Consider the following 15919-nt stretch of genomic DNA (forward strand, 5'->3'; position numbering starts at 1 on the left):
CGATGAGGTCCGCTGCCATGTCTACGCTGCTCGAAACCCCGACACACGAACGCCTGTCGCCAACGATTCCGGCAACCATGCAGGCCGTGGTCTGTTATGGCCCGGAGGACTACCGCCTGGAGCAGGTCCCGGTGCCCATCCCCGGGCCCGAGGAGATCCTGACCAAGGTCGAGCTCTGCGGGATCTGCATGGGCGACATCAAGACCTATCGCGGAGCGCCTTCGTTCTGGGGCGACGCCGAGCAACCACGCTACGTCAAGCCACCGATGATCCCCGGCCATGAGTTCGTGTGCCGTGTGGTGGCCCTGGGGCCCGGGGCTGAGAAACGCGGGGTCAAGGTGGGCGACCGGGTGATTTCGGAACAGATAGTGCCGTGCTGGGGCTGTCGCTTCTGCAATCACGGCCAGTACTGGATGTGCCAGAAGCACGACTTGTATGGCTTCCAGAACAACGTCCAGGGTGCCATGGCGCAGTACATGATCTTCACCAAGGAAGGCATCGTGCACAAAGTGCCGGACAGCATCGCGCCGGATGAGGCGATCCTGATCGAGCCGCTGGCCTGTTCGCTGCACGCCGCTGATCGCGCCGACGTGGGCTTCGACGACATCGTAGTCGTCGCCGGGGCCGGCACCCTGGGCCTGGGCATCATCGGTGCGGTGCGCATGCGCAACCCCAAGCGCCTGATCGTCCTCGACATGAAGCCCGAACGCACCGCACTCGCCCTGCGCATGGGCGCTGACGAAGTGTGGAACCCGGCCGAAGTCGACGTACTGGCGAAGATTCGCGAAATCACCGAAGGCTACGGCTGCGACATCTACATCGAAGCCACCGGCCATCACAAGGCGGTCAACCAGGGCCTGGCGATGCTGCGCAAACTGGGGCGGTTCGTCGAGTTCAGCGTGTTCAACGACGAAGCCACAGTGGATTGGTCGATCATCGGCGACCGCAAGGAACTGGACGTGCTCGGCTCGCACCTGGGCCCCTACATGTACCCACGGGCCATCGACTTTATCGGCAACCGCAAGATCGACATGCGCGACGTGGTGACCCACACCTTCGCCCTGGCCGACTTCAAGGAAGCCTTCGCCGTCATGGAACGCGGCGACCGCTCATTGAAAGTGGTGCTCAAACCCTAGCCCTCGGCAGCGGCTACCAGCACTATTCTGGCCATGTTCGGACGCTGGCCAATATCAACAACAAGAACACAGGAAACCCCGTCATGAATCGAGTGATCAACGACCCGGACCACGTGGTCGAGGACATGCTGCAGGGCATCCTGCTGGCGCACCCGGAACTGGCCCAGTTCGAGACCAACCCACGGGTGATCTGCAAACGCGACGCCTCGCCGACAGGCCAGGTGGGCATCGTCACCGGCGGCGGCTCGGGGCATGAACCGGCGTTTCTCGGCTATGTCGGCCCAGGCCTGGTGGACGCGGTGGCGGTGGGCGAAATCTTTTCTTCGCCCACCGCCAAAAGCTTCTTCGACGCCTTTCGAGCCGCCGATCAGGGCGCAGGCGTCGCCTGCCTGTACGGCAACTACGCGGGCGACAATATGAACGTGAAACTGGCGATGAAGATGGCCGCCAGCAAAGACCTGCAGGTGCGCACCGTGGTCGCCAACGACGACGTGGCCTCCGCGCCCCTGGCCGAGATTGCCAAGCGCCGGGGCGTGGCCGGGGAGATCTTCATGTGGAAGGTCGGCGGCGCGGCGGCGGCCAAGGGCTATGACCTCGACGGAGTGATTCGGGTCGCGCAGAACGCCGTCGATCGGTGCCGTTCCATTGGCGTGGGGCTCACCCCCTGCACCATTCCGGCAGTGGGCAAGCCCAACTTCCAGATCGCCCCCGGGCAAATGGAACTGGGCATCGGTCACCACGGCGAGCCGGGGATTGAGGTCATCCCCGTCGAGTCCGCTGCGGCCATGGCCGAACGCATGCTGGCGCCGATCCTCGCCGACCGCGATTTCAGTACCGACGATAGCGTGGTGGTACTGGTTTCCGGCCTCGGCGCGACGCCGGTGATGGAGCTGTATATTTTCTACGCTGAAGTCGAACGGCAGATCCGCGCCAAGGGGCTCAAGGTGCACCGCTGTTACGTCGGCAACTATTTCACCTCACTGGAAATGATGGGCGTGACCCTGACCCTGCTGGGCCTGGACGCCGAACTCAAAACCCTGATCGACCAACCTTGCCGCTCCATCGGCATGACCCAGACGGAGTGAACCATGAGCCAGTCTTTTTCCAGCAGTGACGGCGGCGCCATCGTGGCCGACCTGGTGACCGTAATAGTCGCCAACCGTGAATACCTGAGCGAAGTCGACGGGGCCATCGGCGACGGTGACCACGGCATCAATATGGCCAAGGGCTTTGCCCACTGTGGCCGTGCCCTGGAAGGGCGTGAACTGGACCTGGCCGGGGCGCTCGACGAACTGACCCTGAGCCTGATGGAAGGCATAGGCGGCTCCATGGGCCCGCTCTACGGCAGCCTGTTTATCGGCATGGCCAATGAGGTGCGCGACCGCCAGGAGATCGACACGGCGACCTTCGCCCGCCTGCTGCGCGGTGGCCTGACCTCGCTGCAAGACATCACCGAGGCCGGCGTCGGCGACAAGTGCTTGATGGACACCCTGATCCCTGCGGTGCAGGCGTTCGAACAGGCACACGCAGCAGGCGCTTCATTCCATGAAGCACTGGAGCACATGAAAAGCGCGGCGTCTCAGGGCCGGGACTCAACCCGCGACCTGGTGGCCCGGATCGGCCGTGCCAGCCGCCTGGGCGAACGGTCACTCGGCGTGCTGGATGCCGGCGCCGTGTCCTGTTGCCTGATCCTGACCCGCCTCGCCGACTCCATCCGCCCCCGACTCCTGTAGCCGCTGCCGAAGGCTGCGCTGGCCGGCACTGCCGCATAGGCGTATCTGACAGAGCACGGCGACCTCAAGGGCCAGCGCAGCCTGGCGGCAACGGCTACAGGCGTTCTGCCGCCTTGGCGCATCTGACGGAACGCGGCGATCTCAAGGGTCCAACGGCCACGCCATTCAGCTCTATCAGGGCACTCTTCGATACTCGCGCTTGATTTGTTCGAGGTAGCGCACCACGGCCGGGGCCTGTTCGAAGCGGCGGTGGATCAGGGACAGGCGTGAGGAGGCGTCGCCGCCCTTGATCGGCCGGTACAGGACGTTGGGCAGGCTGATATGACCGATCACCGACTCAGGCACCACGGCCACGCCCTGGCCCAGGGACACCAGGGCCAGCACGGCCACCAGGCCGCCGGGCTGGGGGCCCAGGGTCGGCGCGTAGCCGCCCTGGGCCGCCACTTGCAGGGTGCCGCTGATCTGTTCGGGGAGGATAAAGGTCTCGCCGCGCAGATGTTCCGGGCTGATGTCCCCCAGGCGGGCCAGCCAGGACTGCGCCGGCAACGCCAGCACAAACCCTTCGGCGTCCAGGGCGATGGCTTCCAGCCCCTCGGGCAGGGTCATGGGGGAGCGGATATAACCGATATCGAAGCGCCCATCGGCCACCAGTCCCGGCAGCGCGGCCATGGGCTTTTCGCGCACGCTGAGGCTGACGTCCGGGTATTGCCGGCAAAAAGCCTGTACCTGCTTTTGCAGCAGGCCCGAGTACACCGCCGAGGCCACGTAGCCCAGTTCGATATGGCCGATTTCCCCGCGCCCGGCGCGCTGGGCATTGCGCTGGGCAAACTCGAACTGGCGCACTGTGGCCTCGGCTTCCATCACCAAAGCGGCACCGGCCTCGGTCAAGCTGACCTCGCGCTGCTGGCGCAGGAACAGGCGCGTGCCCAGGGCTTGCTCCATGTCCTGGATCTGCCGGCTCAAGGTTGGCGGGGCAATGCCCAACTGCTCGGCGGCGCGGGTGAAATTGCGTTGCCGGGCCACGGCCAGGAAGTAGCGAAAATGACGAATTTCCATAAAGGTGTTAGCTCAAAGGTAATGAAGTCCCGCATTGCGCCTAACAAGGCACCCGAAGCGTCGCGATAAGCTGGCTCGACCTCCACCCTAGAGAGCCTATGCCATGCGCGTCAAACCCCTGTTTCTGGCGATGATCACTTGTTACAGCCTGCAGCTCGCTTCTGCCGGCGCTGCCGACACCGGTATTGCCCGCAAGGCAATCCTTGACCTGAAGAGCGCCCAACAGCTGCTCCAGGCCGCCCAGCAGACCGCCGACGCCAAGGGTTGGCCGTGCGCGGTGGTGATCGTCGACGACGGCGGCTGGCCGATCCTCAGTGCGCGCATGGACGGCGCTCCGGTGGTCGCCGGGATCGAGCTGGCCCAGGGCAAGGCGCGCACCTCGGCGCTGTTCAAGCGGCCCTCGGGCGATCTGGAAAATGCCATCAATGGCGGGCGTCAGGCGGCGATTACCGCCGGTTTGCTGATGATGAAAGGCGCGCAGCCCATCATCGTCGACGGCCAGGTGATCGGCGCCATCGGGGTCAGCGCCGACACCCCGGCCCATGATGATGAAATCGCCCTCGCCGCCCTGGCGGCCCTGCCCCAGCGGAGTCAGCCATGAGTCAACCCAACCCGCGCTGGACCCTGCTCACCGCGTCCGGGGTGTGCTCGCTGATCGTGCTCGACACCAATATCGTCGCCGTGACCCTGCCGAGCATCGCCCGCGACCTGGGGGCCAACTTCGTCGATATCGAATGGGTGGTCAGCGCCTACATGCTGGCCTTCGCCGCCTTGCTGCTGCCCGCCGGCAGCCTCGCCGACCGCTTCGGACGCAGGAAGACCCTGCTCTGCGGCCTGGTGATTTTCATCCTCGCCTCCCTCGGCTGCGGCGCCGCCCCCACGGCGCTGTGGCTGGATATCGCCCGGGCGATCAAAGGCGTGGGCGCAGCCTTGCTCTTGACCTCGGCCCTGGCCTCCATCGGCCATACCTTTCACGACGATGTGCAGCGGGCCAAGGCCTGGGCATTCTGGGGCGCCTGCATGGGCGTGGCGATGACCGCCGCACCGACCCTCGGTGGGCTGATTACCCAGTACATCGGCTGGCGCTGGATCTTCTACCTCAACCTGCCAGTGGGCCTGGCGCTGATGACCATGGTCCTGCGCCATGTGCCCGAGTCCCGCGACACCCAGGCCGCGCGCCTCGATCCCTGGGGCAGCCTGGCCTTCAGCGCCAGCCTGCTGTGCCTGATCTGGGGTCTGATCGAAGCCAACCGCATCGGCTGGAGCAACCCGCTGACCTACGCCCGCCTGCTGGGCGGCGCGGCCTTGCTCGGGCTGTTCGTACTGATCGAAAAAGCCCAGCGCCGGCCCATGGTGGATTTGCAGTTGCTGCGCCACCCACGACTGATCGGCGCCCTGCTGGGGATGTTCGCCTACGCCGGTTGCGCCCAGGTGATGATGACGCTGCTGCCGTTCTACTTGCAGAACGGCCTGCAGTTTTCCGCCATCGCCTCGGGCCTGGGCATGCTGCCATTTGCCCTGACCATGCTGATTTGCCCGCGCATCGGCGCACGCCTGGCCGGGCGTTATGCCCCGGCCACCCTGATGGCCGCAGGCCTGACCTTGGTCGGGGTGGGCAATCTGCTCAGTGCCTGGGCAGTGCACGCCGGTGGCTACCTGAGCTTTGCCCTGGCGATTGCCGTCACCGGTGCCGGCGCCGGGCTGCTCAATGGCGACACCCAGAAAAACATCATGGCCTGCGTACCGCGGGAGCGGACCGGGATGGCCTCGGGCATGAGCACCACCATGCGTTTCAGCGCCATCATGCTGGCCATCGGCGTGTTCGGGGCGTTGCTGGCCAGCCACACCCAGCACCTGTTGCAGGTCGATCTCGGCCAGCAGGCCCCGCAATGGCTGGACCAGGCGCCGGACATCGCCTCGCGGGTGGTCGCCGGGGATATGCAAGGCGCCCTGGCCAGCCTGCCGGACAGCGCCCGGGCCGTGGTCGAGCCCCTGGCCGTGCAGGCCTTTGTCGGCGGTTTCGGCCGGGTGCTGACGGTGGCCGGGATCCTCGCCCTGCTGGGGGCGCTGATGGTCGGCCGGCTGATGCGCAACCCCTTGCCCCAGGCCCAGGGCCTGAGCCTGAAGCTGGAATAGAAGCCCCCTCTGCAACCGCCCCCAGGCGCGCGCCCGTGCCTGGGGCCTGGTTGCACTTTCATAACATTCATTCCTTTGCCTGGCGCCCGCCGCCAGCGCTAAGGTGCGGCCACCTGAAATACCCACTCCCCCGAGGTGCAGATGCCCCCTTCAAGTGTGATCGTGGTCGGGGCCGGCATTGTCGGCGCCTCTATCGCCTACCACCTGGCACGCCAGGGCGCACAGGTGACGGTGCTTGAGCAGTCGATGGCCGCGAGCGGCGTGACCCGCCATTCATTTGCCTGGATCAACACCGCCGATGAAGCGCCTAAGGCGATCCAGGCCCTGCGCGCCCAAGCCCTGGCGGACTATTGGCGCCTCGAACACGAGCTGCCGGACCTGCGCATCACGTGGTCGGGAGCGCTGTGCTACACCGCCGCCGCCCTGGCCGCGAACGGCGCCAGCGCCCACCTCAGCCCCAGCCCATCGCTGCAGTGGCTCGACCAGGCCCAGGTCGCGCAGCTTGAACCCAACCTGATCACGCCGCCGCAGCGCGCCCGCTACGCCCCCGCGGAGGGCAGCCTGGATCCGGTGGCCGCCACCCGCACCCTGCTGGACGGGGCCCGAGCCCACGGCGCGCAGGTGCTGGAACAGACCCCGGTGCTGGGCCTGCGACTCGACGGCAGCCGGGTGATCGGCGTCGACACCGCCAACGGCGCCTGCCACGCCGATTACGTGGTGCTCGCCGCCGGCTGCGCGACCCCGGCCCTGGTCGCCCCGCTGGGCCTGCCTCTGCCGGTGCAGGCCTCGCCGTCGATCCTGATCCGTCTCGATGCCCCGCCAGGCCTGATCAAGACCCTGATCTCCAACAGCGAGATGGAAATCCGCGAAGCGGCGGACGGCAGCTTGCTGATGGCCGAGGACTACATCGCCGCCAGCGGCGCACAAGGACCGGACGCCCTGGCCCAGGCCGCATTGCTCAGCGTGCGCCAGTCATTGCGCGGCGCCGAAGCCGTGACCCTGCGCAGCGTCGAGGTCGGCCAGCGCCCGATGCCCGCCGACCGCCTGCCAGTGATTGGCCCGAGTGCCGGGCACCCGGGGCTGTATCTGGCGGTGATGCACCCCGGGGTGATCCTCGCGGCCACGGTCGGGCGCCTGGTCAGCGAAGAACTGATCCACGGCCAGACCTGCGACGCCCTCGCCCCCTGCCGCCCCTCGCGCTTTAGCTGAGGGCGCGGCAACACCGCCCTGGGGGCCGGATAAGTGCCCCCTCAGTGGAATCATCGGCCCTCGCCTGTTGTCCTCTCTTGATCGCAACGACTTCTTAATCGGACGACGGGAGCACTCCATGGCGAAAATCACCCTTGCCCAGCAACTGGCAACCACCCTTGAGCAAGCCGGGGTCAAGCGCATCTGGGGCCTGACCGGCGACAGCCTGAACGGCCTGACCGACGCCTTGCGCACCATGGACAGCATCGAGTGGATGCACGTGCGCCACGAGGAGGTGGCGGCCTTTGCCGCCGGCGCCGAAGCCGCGGCCACCGGCGAGCTGGCGGTGTGCGCCGGCAGCTGCGGGCCGGGCAACCTGCACCTGATCAATGGCCTGTTCGACTGCCATCGCAACCATGTGCCGGTGCTGGCGATTGCCGCGCAGATCCCGTCTTCGGAGATCGGCCTCAACTACTTCCAGGAGACCCATCCCCAGGAGCTGTTCAAGGAATGCAGCCACTTCGTCGAACTGGTCAGCAACTCGGCGCAGATGCCCCAGGTGCTGCACCGGGCCATGCGCAGCGCGATCCTCAACCGGGGCGTGGCGGTGGTGGTGATTCCCGGCGATGTGGCGTTGCAGGAGGTCGAGGCGCACCTCAAGCCCTGGCCGGCACTGCACGCGCCGCGCACCCTGCCCGCGCCCCAGGACCTGGACCGGCTGGTCGAGCTGCTGAGCAACAGCAAGGCCACCACCCTGCTCTGCGGCAGCGGTTGCGCCGGCGCCCATGACCAGGTGGTGGCCCTGGCCGACGCCCTCGGCGCGCCGGTGGTGCATGCCCTGCGCGGCAAGGAGCACATTGAATGGGACAACCCGTTCGATGTCGGCATGACCGGGCTGATCGGCTTCAGCTCCGGTTACCACGCCATGCTCAACTGCGACACCCTGGTGATGCTCGGCACCGACTTCCCGTACCGCCAGTTCTACCCCAGCGATGCCCGCATCGTGCAGATCGACCGCGACCCGCAGGCCCTGGGCCGGCGCGCCACCCTCGACCTGGGGATTGCCGCCGACGTCGGCGAAACCCTGGCCGCCCTGCTGCCGCGCCTGCCGTACAAGGGCGACCGCAGCTTTCTCGACGAGTCCCTCAAGCATTACGCCAAGGCCCGCAAGGGCCTGGACGACCTGGCCCAACCCAGCGCCGCCAACCGGCCGATCCACCCGCAGTACCTGACCCGGGTGCTCAGCGAACTGGCGGACGAAGACGCGATCTTCACCGCCGACGTCGGCACCCCCACGGTGTGGGCCGCGCGCTACCTGAAAATGAACGGCAAGCGGCGCCTGCTGGGTTCGTTCAACCATGGCTCGATGGCCAATGCCATGCCCCAGGCCATGGGCGCCCAGGCGGCATTCCCCGGGCGCCAGGTGATTTCCCTGTCAGGCGACGGCGGTTTCAGCATGTTGATGGGCGACTTCATTTCCCTGGCCCAGCTCAAGCTGCCGGTGAAAGTCATCGTCTACGACAACGCCTCCCTGGGCTTTGTCGCCATGGAGATGAAATCTGCCGGCTACCTGGACACCGGCACCGACCTGCACAACCCGGACTTCGGCGCCATGGCCAATGCCATGGGCATCCTCGGCCTGCGGGTGGAGCGCTCCGAAGACCTGGAAGGCGCCTTGCGCACCGCCCTGGCCCATGACGGGCCGGTGCTGGTGGACGTGGTCACCGCCAAACAGGAGCTGGCCATGCCGCCGGCGATCAAGCTCGAACAGGCCAAGGGCTTCAGTCTCTACATGCTCAAGGCGGTGATGAGCGGGCGCGGCGATGAGGTGATCGAACTGGCCAAGACCAACTGGCTCAAGGGCCTCTGGTCCAAGCCTCAGGAATGACATCAAAACAGCAGCAACTTCATGATTGCCACCCCGGCCCGCAACCTGCGGCCGTGGTGCGCATCATTGCCCGCCTGCCCCCGCTTGTGCCCCGCATGGTGGGAGAAAATCCGCAGCGTGGGCGCAGGTCTTCTACGCTCTGGCTGGTTGACCTCATTTCGATATGAGCAACCCTGCACAACCCCGGTATTTTTTAAGACTTTCTTCAAGCGTGGCAGTGTTCAAAATGGTTCAAACTGGTAGAAACTACCGCCCGCACAAGACTGCCCCCAGGTCCGGGTCCAAAGGCACTATCGCCCAGGGACGCCGCCACGGGTCAGTCACCTTTTTGTCCTTTCTGTCGTGTACATCAGCGTTATTCCCAGGAGATCAACATGGCGGTACTTCAAGCTCGCACACTGGATTTATTGCAGAACAATCAAAAGAACCTGCTGGGCGAATGGGTCGCCAGCCTCGAGGCCTCAGGTGCCGCGCGCAATATCAAGCAGGACGACTTGCGGCAGCAGGGCGCCGATTTCCTGGGGCTGATCATTGCCGCATTGAAAACCGGCAATTCGCAGAATGTGAACCATGACGACTGGGCCGAAGCCCGGCAGTTCCTGGAAAAGCTGTCCAATAGCCGCGCCCTGATCGGCCAGGATTCGCAGCAGACCGCCAGTTTCATCTTCTCCCTCAAGGGCCCGCTGTTTGCCCTGCTGCAACACGAGTACGTGGAACAGCCGGCGCTGCTGGCCGAGCAACTCTGGGAAGTTTCCGAGCTGCTGGACGCCCTGGGCATGCACACCATCCGGACCTTCCAGAAGTCCCGCGAATCGGTGATCAAGCGTCAGCAGGAAGAACTGCTGGAGCTGTCGACCCCGGTGGTCAAACTGTGGGAAGGCGTGCTGGCCCTGCCGATGATCGGCACCCTGGATTCGCAGCGCACCCAGGTGGTGATGGAATCCTTGCTGCAACGCATCGTCGACACCGGCTCGGAGATCGCGATCATCGACATCACCGGGGTCCCGACCGTCGACACCCTGGTGGCCCAGCACCTGCTCAAGACCGTGACCGCCATCCGCCTGATGGGCGCCGACTGCATCATCAGCGGCGTGCGTCCGCAGATTGCCCAGACCATCGTCCACCTCGGCCTGGACCTGCAGGGCGTGGTGACCAAGGCCAACCTGGCCGATGCCCTGGCCCTGGCCCTGAAACGCCTGGGCGTCACTGTCAGCAAGGCGGTTTAAGCATGGAGCGCATTCCTATTCTGCAGATGGGCGACTTTCTGCTGGTGACGATCCAGGTCGATATGCATGACCAATTGGCGCTGACGCTGCAGGACGACCTGTCCGAACGCATCAGCCGCACCTCGGCCCGGGGCGTGTTGATCGATATTTCCGCGCTGGACATGGTCGACTCGTTTATCGGGCGCATGATCGGCACCATCTCCGGGCTGTCGCGGATCATGGACGCCCAGACCGTGCTGGTGGGCATGCAGCCGGCCGTGGCCATTACCCTGGTGGAACTGGGCCTGACCCTGCCCGGGGTCAGCACCGCGCTGAATGTCGAGCGTGGCATGCAACTGTTGCGCACCCGAGTACAGGCAGAATGACCCCGGCGCGCAGCGGCACCCATCCGATCCTGATCGAGCAGGACGTGGTCCTGGCCCGCCAGTTGGCACGCAAGCTGTGCCAGGAGTGCGGCATGCGCCTGATCGACCTGACCAAGCTGGTGACGGCGGTCAGCGAGCTGGCGCGCAACACCGTGGTCTACGGCGGTGGCGGCCACATGGACTGGGACATCATCGAAGACCAGGCCCGCACCGGCCTGCGCCTGACCTTTCGCGACGAGGGCCCGGGCATTCCCGACATCAAGCTGGCGATGACCGACGGCTGGACCTCCGGTGGCGGCCTGGGCCTGGGGCTGACCGGGGCCAAGCGCCTGGTGGATGAGTTCGTACTGGACACCGCGCCCGGCCAGGGCACCCGCGTGACGATTACACGATGGGCCTGAATATTCCGAGCGCACTCACCGAAGTGCTGTTGATCGAAGACCCGAGCCAGATCGGGCATGCCCGGCGCACCGCGCAAAAACGCGCCGAGCAGCTGGGTTTCGACGAAACCGACTGCGGGCGCGTGGCGCTGGTGGTCACCGAACTGGCGAGCAACCTGCTCAAGCATGCGACTCACGGCGCCCTGCACCTGCGCACCCTGGCGGGGCCCGAGGCCCAGGGCATCGAGATCATCGCCGTGGACCGGGGCCAGGGCTTCGACCTGCGCCACTGCCTGATCGACGGTTATTCCACCGGCGGCACCCAGGGCATTGGCCTGGGCAGCATCAGCCGCCTGGCGCAGGTGTTCGACGCCTACGCCGACGAACGTGGCTCGGTGCTGCTGGCGCGGCTGTATCCGCGCCAGTCCGTGGTCAAGGACCTGCGCTACGGGGTCAGCCAGCACTCGCTGCACAACGACCCGGCCTGCGGCGATGCCTGGCACCTGGCGCTCGAACCCGGGCGCCTGAGTGTGCTGGTGGTCGACGGGCTGGGTCACGGCAGTGAAGCCGAACGGGCGGCGCGGGCCGGCGAAGAGGTGTTCGCCCTGGCACCGTTCCTCAGCCCCACCGAGCTGATGAACGACCTGCATATCGCCATGACCGGCACCCGGGGAGGCGCCGTGGCGATTGCCCAGTACCATGCCACCGCAGGCCGGCTGACCTTCACCGGCATCGGCAACATCGGTGCCAGCCTGATCAGCCAGGGTAAATCCCGCGGCCTGGCCTCGCACCCGGGCATCGTCGGCAGCCAGTTCCGCAAGGCGCAACCCTTCGACTACCCGGAGGCCAGCGGCCAGTTGCTGATCCTGTACAGCGACGGCTTGCAGTCGCGCTGGAACCTGCAGGATTACCCCGGGCTCGCCCAGCGCCACCCGGCCCTGATCGCGACCGTCCTGCATCGTGACTACTGTCGCGGCCGGGATGACGTAACCGTATTGGTGATTGCCCTGGAGGCCATCGATGGCTGATTCCACTCCCCCGCCTATCCCCGAAGATTCGCCGTTGGTGCGCCAGCTGCAAGCGGAAGCCGAGGCGCTGCGCGACGAACTGGATGAAACCAACCAGGGCGTGCTGGCGCTCTACGCCGAGCTGGATACCCAGGCCGAGCAACTGCGCCAGGCCTCGGACCTGAAAAGCCGCTTTCTGTCCTATATGAGCCACGAGTTCCGCACCCCGCTGGGCTCGATCCTGAGCATCGCCAGCCTGCTCAGCGACGAGCTGGACGGCCCCCTGAGCCCCGAGCAGCACAAGCAGGTGGCCTTTGTCAGCAGCTCTGCCCGCGAGCTCAGCGACATGGTCGATGACCTGCTGGACCTGGCCAAGATCGAAGCCGGGCGAATCAGCATTTCCCCGGCCTGGTTCGACATGCTGGACCTGTTTTCCGCCCTGCGCGGGATGTTCCGGCCGATTGTCGACGCCTCGTCCATCGACCTGATCTTCGAAGAGCCGTCGGGGTTGCCTCGCTTGTTCACCGACGATAAAAAACTGGCGCAGATCCTGCGCAACTTCATCTCCAACGCCCTGAAATTCACCCTGCAAGGCGAGGTGCGGGTCTCGGCGCGGATGGAGAACCAGCAGGAAATCCGCTTTGCGGTGAATGACACCGGGCTCGGGATCCCGGCGGAGCTGCACAGCAACCTGTTCGAGGACTTCTCGCAAATCGACTCACCGCTGCAAAAGCGCCTGCGCGGCACCGGGCTTGGCCTATCCTTGTGCAAGCGCTTTGCCGAACTGCTGGGCGGCAGAGTGGGTGTAGACAGCACGCCAGGGATAGGCTCGACCTTCTTTGTGATCATCCCTCTCTCAATTGCCGAGGAGCCCGTCGATGAAGCGTGACATCCGTTTGCTGATCGTCGACGACAACGCCGCCACCCGCTACGCCATGCGCCGGCGCCTGGAGCGCCACCATTATCAAGTACTGGAAGCCGGCACCGGCCAGGAAGGCCTGGACATCATCGCCAGCGAGGTGGTGGACGGCCTGATCCTGGACGTCAATCTGCCGGACATGAGCGGCTTCGACATTGTCCGCACCCTGCGCGCCGACCCGGCCACCGCCCTGCTGCCGGTGGTGCATGTATCGGCCGCGTCGATCGAGACCGGCGACATCATCACCGGCCTGGATGCCGGGGCCGATGCCTACCTGATCCACCCGGTGGACCCGGACGTGCTGCTGGCCACCCTGCGCACCCTGCTGCGGGTGCGCGACACCGAATATGCCCTGCGCGAGAGCGAGGCACGCTTTCGCGAGATTTTCTTCAATATCAGCGCGCCCATCGCGGTGATGGACGCCGAGCTGAAAGTGCACGAATGCAACCACGCGTTCGCCCAACTGATCCAGGACAACCTCAACCCCGACACCCTGCTCGAATGCTTTGCCAGGGACCAGTGCGCGGTGCTCAAGGAACTGCGTCTGCGCCTGGCGGCCGGCGAGCGCTGGAAAGGCACGTTGCAGATGCAGGTCGCCGGCCAGACCCGGGAAACCGAATGGCAGATCTCGCCCTATCGCAGCCCCGAGCTGAGCCTGGTGTTCGTCGAAGACGTCACCGAACACCGCCTGCGCGAACGTGACCAGCGGGCCGAGCTGGACATCGCCACCAGCCAGCTGGCACGCACCGAAGCGCAGTTGCTGCAAGCGCAGAAAATGGACGCCCTGGGCAAGCTCACCGGCGGCATCGCCCACGACTTCAACAACCTGCTGACCGGCATCATCACCAGCCTGGAACTGATCAAGAAGCGCATGCTCAGCGAGCGCACCGACAAGGTCATCGACTACGCCGACGCCGCCCTGAGTTCGGCCCTGAGCGCCGCCGGGCTGACCAATCGGCTGCTGGCCTTCGCCCGCCAGCAGCCGCTGGACACGCGGCCGATCGACATCAACGAGCACATCCGCTCCCTGGAAGAATTGCTGGTGCGCACCATCGGCGAACACATCACCCTCAAGCTCGAATTGACCACCAAGGCCGCCGTGGCCCTGGTGGACCCGATCCAGTTGCAGAGCGCGGTGCTGAACCTGGTGATCAACGCCCGCGACGCGCTGCCCAAGGGCGGCAATATCTGGGTCACCACCTATGCCGCGTACTCCCATGGCAACCTGAAACTGGACAACGGGCCCTATGTCGCGCTGTCGGTCAGGGACGACGGGGTCGGCATCGACCACAACGTGATCGACAAAGTGTTCGATCCGTTTTTCACCACCAAGCCCCTGGGCCAGGGCACCGGCCTCGGGCTGTCGACCATCTACGGCTTTGCCCGGCAATCGGGGGGCGACGCGCGGATCCGCAGCGTGGCGCGCCAGGGCACCGAGGTCACCATCATGTTGCCGGCCAGTGCCGACGCCGCAGCGCAACAGGTCGAGCACCTGGTGGCAGTCGAAGACAGCAGCGGCGAGCATGTGCTGATCGTCGAAGACATGCCCTCGGTGCGCAGCTTTGTCGCCGAGGTGCTGGTGGATGCCGGCTACCGCTGCACCCTGGCGGCTGAGGTCGAACAGGCCATGGCCAGCCTGCAGGGCGACCCGTCGATCGACCTGCTGTTGACCGATGTCGGCCTGCCGGGCCTGAACGGGCGCGAACTGGCGGATATGGCCCGGGTCTGGCGCCGCGAACTGCCGGTGCTGTTCATGACCGGCTATGCGGAAAACGCAGCCAATATCCAGGGTTTCCTGGGGGACGGCATGGACATCATCTCCAAGCCGTTTCATATCCAGGAGCTGCTGGCCAAGGTGCGGCGGACCCTGGAGTGGAGCCCCGTGGCCGACGCGCCACCGGACCTATGACCGGCGGGTGACGGTCAAGGCCACCACGGCGATGCGCTCGACCCGTTCGTAGCCCGGCTTCTCCAGCTCTTCACCGAACACATCCGGATCGAGTTCGCGGTAGGTCCAGGCATAGGCATCGTTGTCGAGCAGCGGTCGCGCGGCGTCGAGAAACGGGTCGCGGCCCTCGACCATCGCCACGCCGGTGTAGAGCAGCAAGCTGCCGTCGCACTGCAGACGCGGCAGCGCCTCCCGCAGGATACGCAGCGACAGCTGTTCCCCCAGCTCACCGCCACCGTGGCGATAGGCCCGTTGTTGGGTGTCCTGCATATAGGGCGGGTTGGCCAGGATCAGGTCGAACCGGCCCTCGACGCTGCCCAGCACATCACTGTGATAGACGCTGACGTTGTGCGCCTCGGCCAGCTCGGCGTTGACCGCGCTCATGCGCAGCGCCCGCGGATTTATGTCCACTGCCAGGACCTCGGCCGTGTGGCGCGCGCGGGCCACCAGCAAGGCGCCGACCCCACTCCCGCAACCGATGTCCACCGCCCGCCGCACAGGGCTGAAACGCTGGCGCAGGTGGTCCTCGATCAGGCTGGCGAAGCGGTAGCTGTCAGGACCGAAAAACACCGCGTCCGCCTCCTCCGTGGGGTACGCGGAATGGGCCAGCAGCAAGGGCCCCAGGCTCGACCAGCGCACCGTGCTGCGCAACTGCCCGGCGTCCTCCTGGACAACGCCGGCCTGTTGCAGCTCGGCCAGTTCGGCGGCGTCGAACAGCCCTGCATCGAAGGGCCGTGACCAGCCGAACACCCCACGCAGGTCCTTCGCGCGCGGGTCGGCCAGGCGCCCATTGACCCGCTGGTGGGTCAGGGGCGTCGGGGTAATGAACCGATAGCTGGCCGCCATCAGCCGTTGCCCCAGCCGCAGCAGGGCCTGATCGGCCTGGGCTTGGGACGAGTCATGCAAAGGCGTGGTGCGTGGCGCGGAATCAATCATG

15 protein-coding genes are annotated in these 15919 nt (G+C 66.0%); 13 read left to right on the forward strand and 2 right to left on the reverse strand.

All coding sequences use genetic code 11. The features are described 5' to 3' along the window. Positions 1–17: 17 nt before the first annotated feature. The 3 genes from JFU57_RS27510 (at position 18) to dhaL (ending at position 2869) form a co-directional block, all read left to right on the forward strand. Positions 18–1136: an MDR/zinc-dependent alcohol dehydrogenase-like family protein gene (locus JFU57_RS27510; RefSeq protein ID WP_201131475.1), complete on the forward strand. Its 1119-nt coding sequence runs from the start codon at positions 18–20 to the stop codon at positions 1134–1136. 83 nt (positions 1137–1219) lie between these two features. After that, the gene (locus JFU57_RS27515) at positions 1220–2221 is read left to right on the forward strand and encodes a dihydroxyacetone kinase subunit DhaK (protein WP_201131476.1); all 1002 of its coding nucleotides are present in this window, start codon (positions 1220–1222) and stop codon (positions 2219–2221) included. Between the two features lie 3 nt (positions 2222–2224). Next, positions 2225–2869, forward strand: a complete 645-nt coding sequence (gene dhaL / locus JFU57_RS27520) for a dihydroxyacetone kinase subunit DhaL (RefSeq protein ID WP_201131477.1) — start codon at positions 2225–2227, stop codon at positions 2867–2869. 174 nt (positions 2870–3043) lie between these two features. Here dhaL and JFU57_RS27525 read toward each other — a convergent pair whose 3' ends face one another. Then, positions 3044–3925: a LysR family transcriptional regulator gene (locus JFU57_RS27525; protein ID WP_020295208.1), complete on the reverse strand. Its 882-nt coding sequence runs from the start codon at positions 3923–3925 to the stop codon at positions 3044–3046. A 103-nt stretch (positions 3926–4028) separates the two neighbouring features. On the opposite strand from JFU57_RS27525, the gene JFU57_RS27530 reads away from it, so the two are divergent. The 10 genes from JFU57_RS27530 to JFU57_RS27575 all read left to right on the forward strand — a co-directional run bounded on the left by JFU57_RS27530 (position 4029) and on the right by JFU57_RS27575 (position 14943). Further along, positions 4029–4526: a GlcG/HbpS family heme-binding protein gene (locus tag JFU57_RS27530; protein WP_201131478.1), complete on the forward strand. Its 498-nt coding sequence runs from the start codon at positions 4029–4031 to the stop codon at positions 4524–4526. Next, positions 4523–6061 carry an MFS transporter gene (locus tag JFU57_RS27535; RefSeq protein ID WP_201131479.1) on the forward strand — a complete coding sequence of 513 codons (1539 nt, stop codon included), beginning with the start codon at positions 4523–4525 and terminating at the stop codon, positions 6059–6061. Before JFU57_RS27530 ends, JFU57_RS27535 begins: the two co-directional genes overlap by 4 nt. A gap of 141 nt (positions 6062–6202) precedes the next feature. Then, complete coding sequence (locus JFU57_RS27540; RefSeq protein ID WP_201131480.1) at positions 6203–7270, forward strand: NAD(P)/FAD-dependent oxidoreductase; 1068 nt, start codon at positions 6203–6205, stop codon at positions 7268–7270. A 118-nt stretch (positions 7271–7388) separates the two neighbouring features. Beyond that, complete coding sequence (poxB, locus tag JFU57_RS27545) at positions 7389–9137, forward strand: ubiquinone-dependent pyruvate dehydrogenase (protein ID WP_201131481.1); 1749 nt, start codon at positions 7389–7391, stop codon at positions 9135–9137. Between the two features lie 374 nt (positions 9138–9511). Continuing rightward, positions 9512–10363: an STAS domain-containing protein gene (locus JFU57_RS27550; RefSeq protein WP_201131482.1), complete on the forward strand. Its 852-nt coding sequence runs from the start codon at positions 9512–9514 to the stop codon at positions 10361–10363. A 2-nt stretch (positions 10364–10365) separates the two neighbouring features. After that, positions 10366–10728: an STAS domain-containing protein gene (locus tag JFU57_RS27555; protein WP_078468777.1), complete on the forward strand. Its 363-nt coding sequence runs from the start codon at positions 10366–10368 to the stop codon at positions 10726–10728. Further along, positions 10725–11129, forward strand: coding sequence for an anti-sigma regulatory factor (locus JFU57_RS27560; protein WP_078468776.1), 405 nt, complete (start codon positions 10725–10727; stop codon positions 11127–11129). The genes JFU57_RS27555 and JFU57_RS27560 overlap by 4 nt, the downstream gene beginning before the upstream one ends. Continuing rightward, a complete protein-coding gene (locus tag JFU57_RS27565; RefSeq protein WP_201131483.1) occupies positions 11120–12136 on the forward strand; it encodes an ATP-binding protein in 1017 nt (338 codons plus the stop codon). Before JFU57_RS27560 ends, JFU57_RS27565 begins: the two co-directional genes overlap by 10 nt. After that, positions 12129–13004: a sensor histidine kinase gene (locus JFU57_RS27570; RefSeq protein WP_078468775.1), complete on the forward strand. Its 876-nt coding sequence runs from the start codon at positions 12129–12131 to the stop codon at positions 13002–13004. The genes JFU57_RS27565 and JFU57_RS27570 overlap by 8 nt, the downstream gene beginning before the upstream one ends. Beyond that, positions 12994–14943 (forward strand): response regulator, encoded by a 1950-nt coding sequence (locus JFU57_RS27575; RefSeq protein WP_201131484.1) that lies wholly within the window; start codon positions 12994–12996, stop codon positions 14941–14943. Before JFU57_RS27570 ends, JFU57_RS27575 begins: the two co-directional genes overlap by 11 nt. On the opposite strand, the gene JFU57_RS27580 is transcribed toward JFU57_RS27575, so the two are convergent. Further along, the gene (locus tag JFU57_RS27580) at positions 14938–15918 is read right to left on the reverse strand and encodes a methyltransferase (protein ID WP_201131485.1); all 981 of its coding nucleotides are present in this window, start codon (positions 15916–15918) and stop codon (positions 14938–14940) included. The two genes, JFU57_RS27575 and JFU57_RS27580, sit on opposite strands and share 6 nt — an antisense overlap. Position 15919: the final 1 nt, after the last annotated feature.

The organism is Pseudomonas sp. TH07 (genome assembly GCF_016651285.1).
GTDB lineage: Bacteria > Pseudomonadota > Gammaproteobacteria > Pseudomonadales > Pseudomonadaceae > Aquipseudomonas.

What these genes read in the sequence shown, in the direction of transcription:
- JFU57_RS27510 (WP_201131475.1), top strand. Translation starts at nt 18, where the DNA reads ATGTCTACGCTGCTCGAAACCCCGACACACGAACGCCTGTCGCCAACG.
- JFU57_RS27515 (WP_201131476.1), top strand. Translation starts at nt 1,220, where the DNA reads ATGAATCGAGTGATCAACGACCCGGACCACGTGGTCGAGGACATGCTG.
- dhaL (WP_201131477.1), top strand. Translation starts at nt 2,225, where the DNA reads ATGAGCCAGTCTTTTTCCAGCAGTGACGGCGGCGCCATCGTGGCCGAC.
- JFU57_RS27525 (WP_020295208.1), bottom strand. Translation starts at nt 3,925, where the DNA reads ATGGAAATTCGTCATTTTCGCTACTTCCTGGCCGTGGCCCGGCAACGC.
- JFU57_RS27530 (WP_201131478.1), top strand. Translation starts at nt 4,029, where the DNA reads ATGCGCGTCAAACCCCTGTTTCTGGCGATGATCACTTGTTACAGCCTG.
- JFU57_RS27535 (WP_201131479.1), top strand. Translation starts at nt 4,523, where the DNA reads ATGAGTCAACCCAACCCGCGCTGGACCCTGCTCACCGCGTCCGGGGTG.
- JFU57_RS27540 (WP_201131480.1), top strand. Translation starts at nt 6,203, where the DNA reads ATGCCCCCTTCAAGTGTGATCGTGGTCGGGGCCGGCATTGTCGGCGCC.
- poxB (WP_201131481.1), top strand. Translation starts at nt 7,389, where the DNA reads ATGGCGAAAATCACCCTTGCCCAGCAACTGGCAACCACCCTTGAGCAA.
- JFU57_RS27550 (WP_201131482.1), top strand. Translation starts at nt 9,512, where the DNA reads ATGGCGGTACTTCAAGCTCGCACACTGGATTTATTGCAGAACAATCAA.
- JFU57_RS27555 (WP_078468777.1), top strand. Translation starts at nt 10,366, where the DNA reads ATGGAGCGCATTCCTATTCTGCAGATGGGCGACTTTCTGCTGGTGACG.
- JFU57_RS27560 (WP_078468776.1), top strand. Translation starts at nt 10,725, where the DNA reads ATGACCCCGGCGCGCAGCGGCACCCATCCGATCCTGATCGAGCAGGAC.
- JFU57_RS27565 (WP_201131483.1), top strand. Translation starts at nt 11,120, where the DNA reads ATGGGCCTGAATATTCCGAGCGCACTCACCGAAGTGCTGTTGATCGAA.
- JFU57_RS27570 (WP_078468775.1), top strand. Translation starts at nt 12,129, where the DNA reads ATGGCTGATTCCACTCCCCCGCCTATCCCCGAAGATTCGCCGTTGGTG.
- JFU57_RS27575 (WP_201131484.1), top strand. Translation starts at nt 12,994, where the DNA reads ATGAAGCGTGACATCCGTTTGCTGATCGTCGACGACAACGCCGCCACC.
- JFU57_RS27580 (WP_201131485.1), bottom strand. Translation starts at nt 15,918, where the DNA reads ATGATTGATTCCGCGCCACGCACCACGCCTTTGCATGACTCGTCCCAA.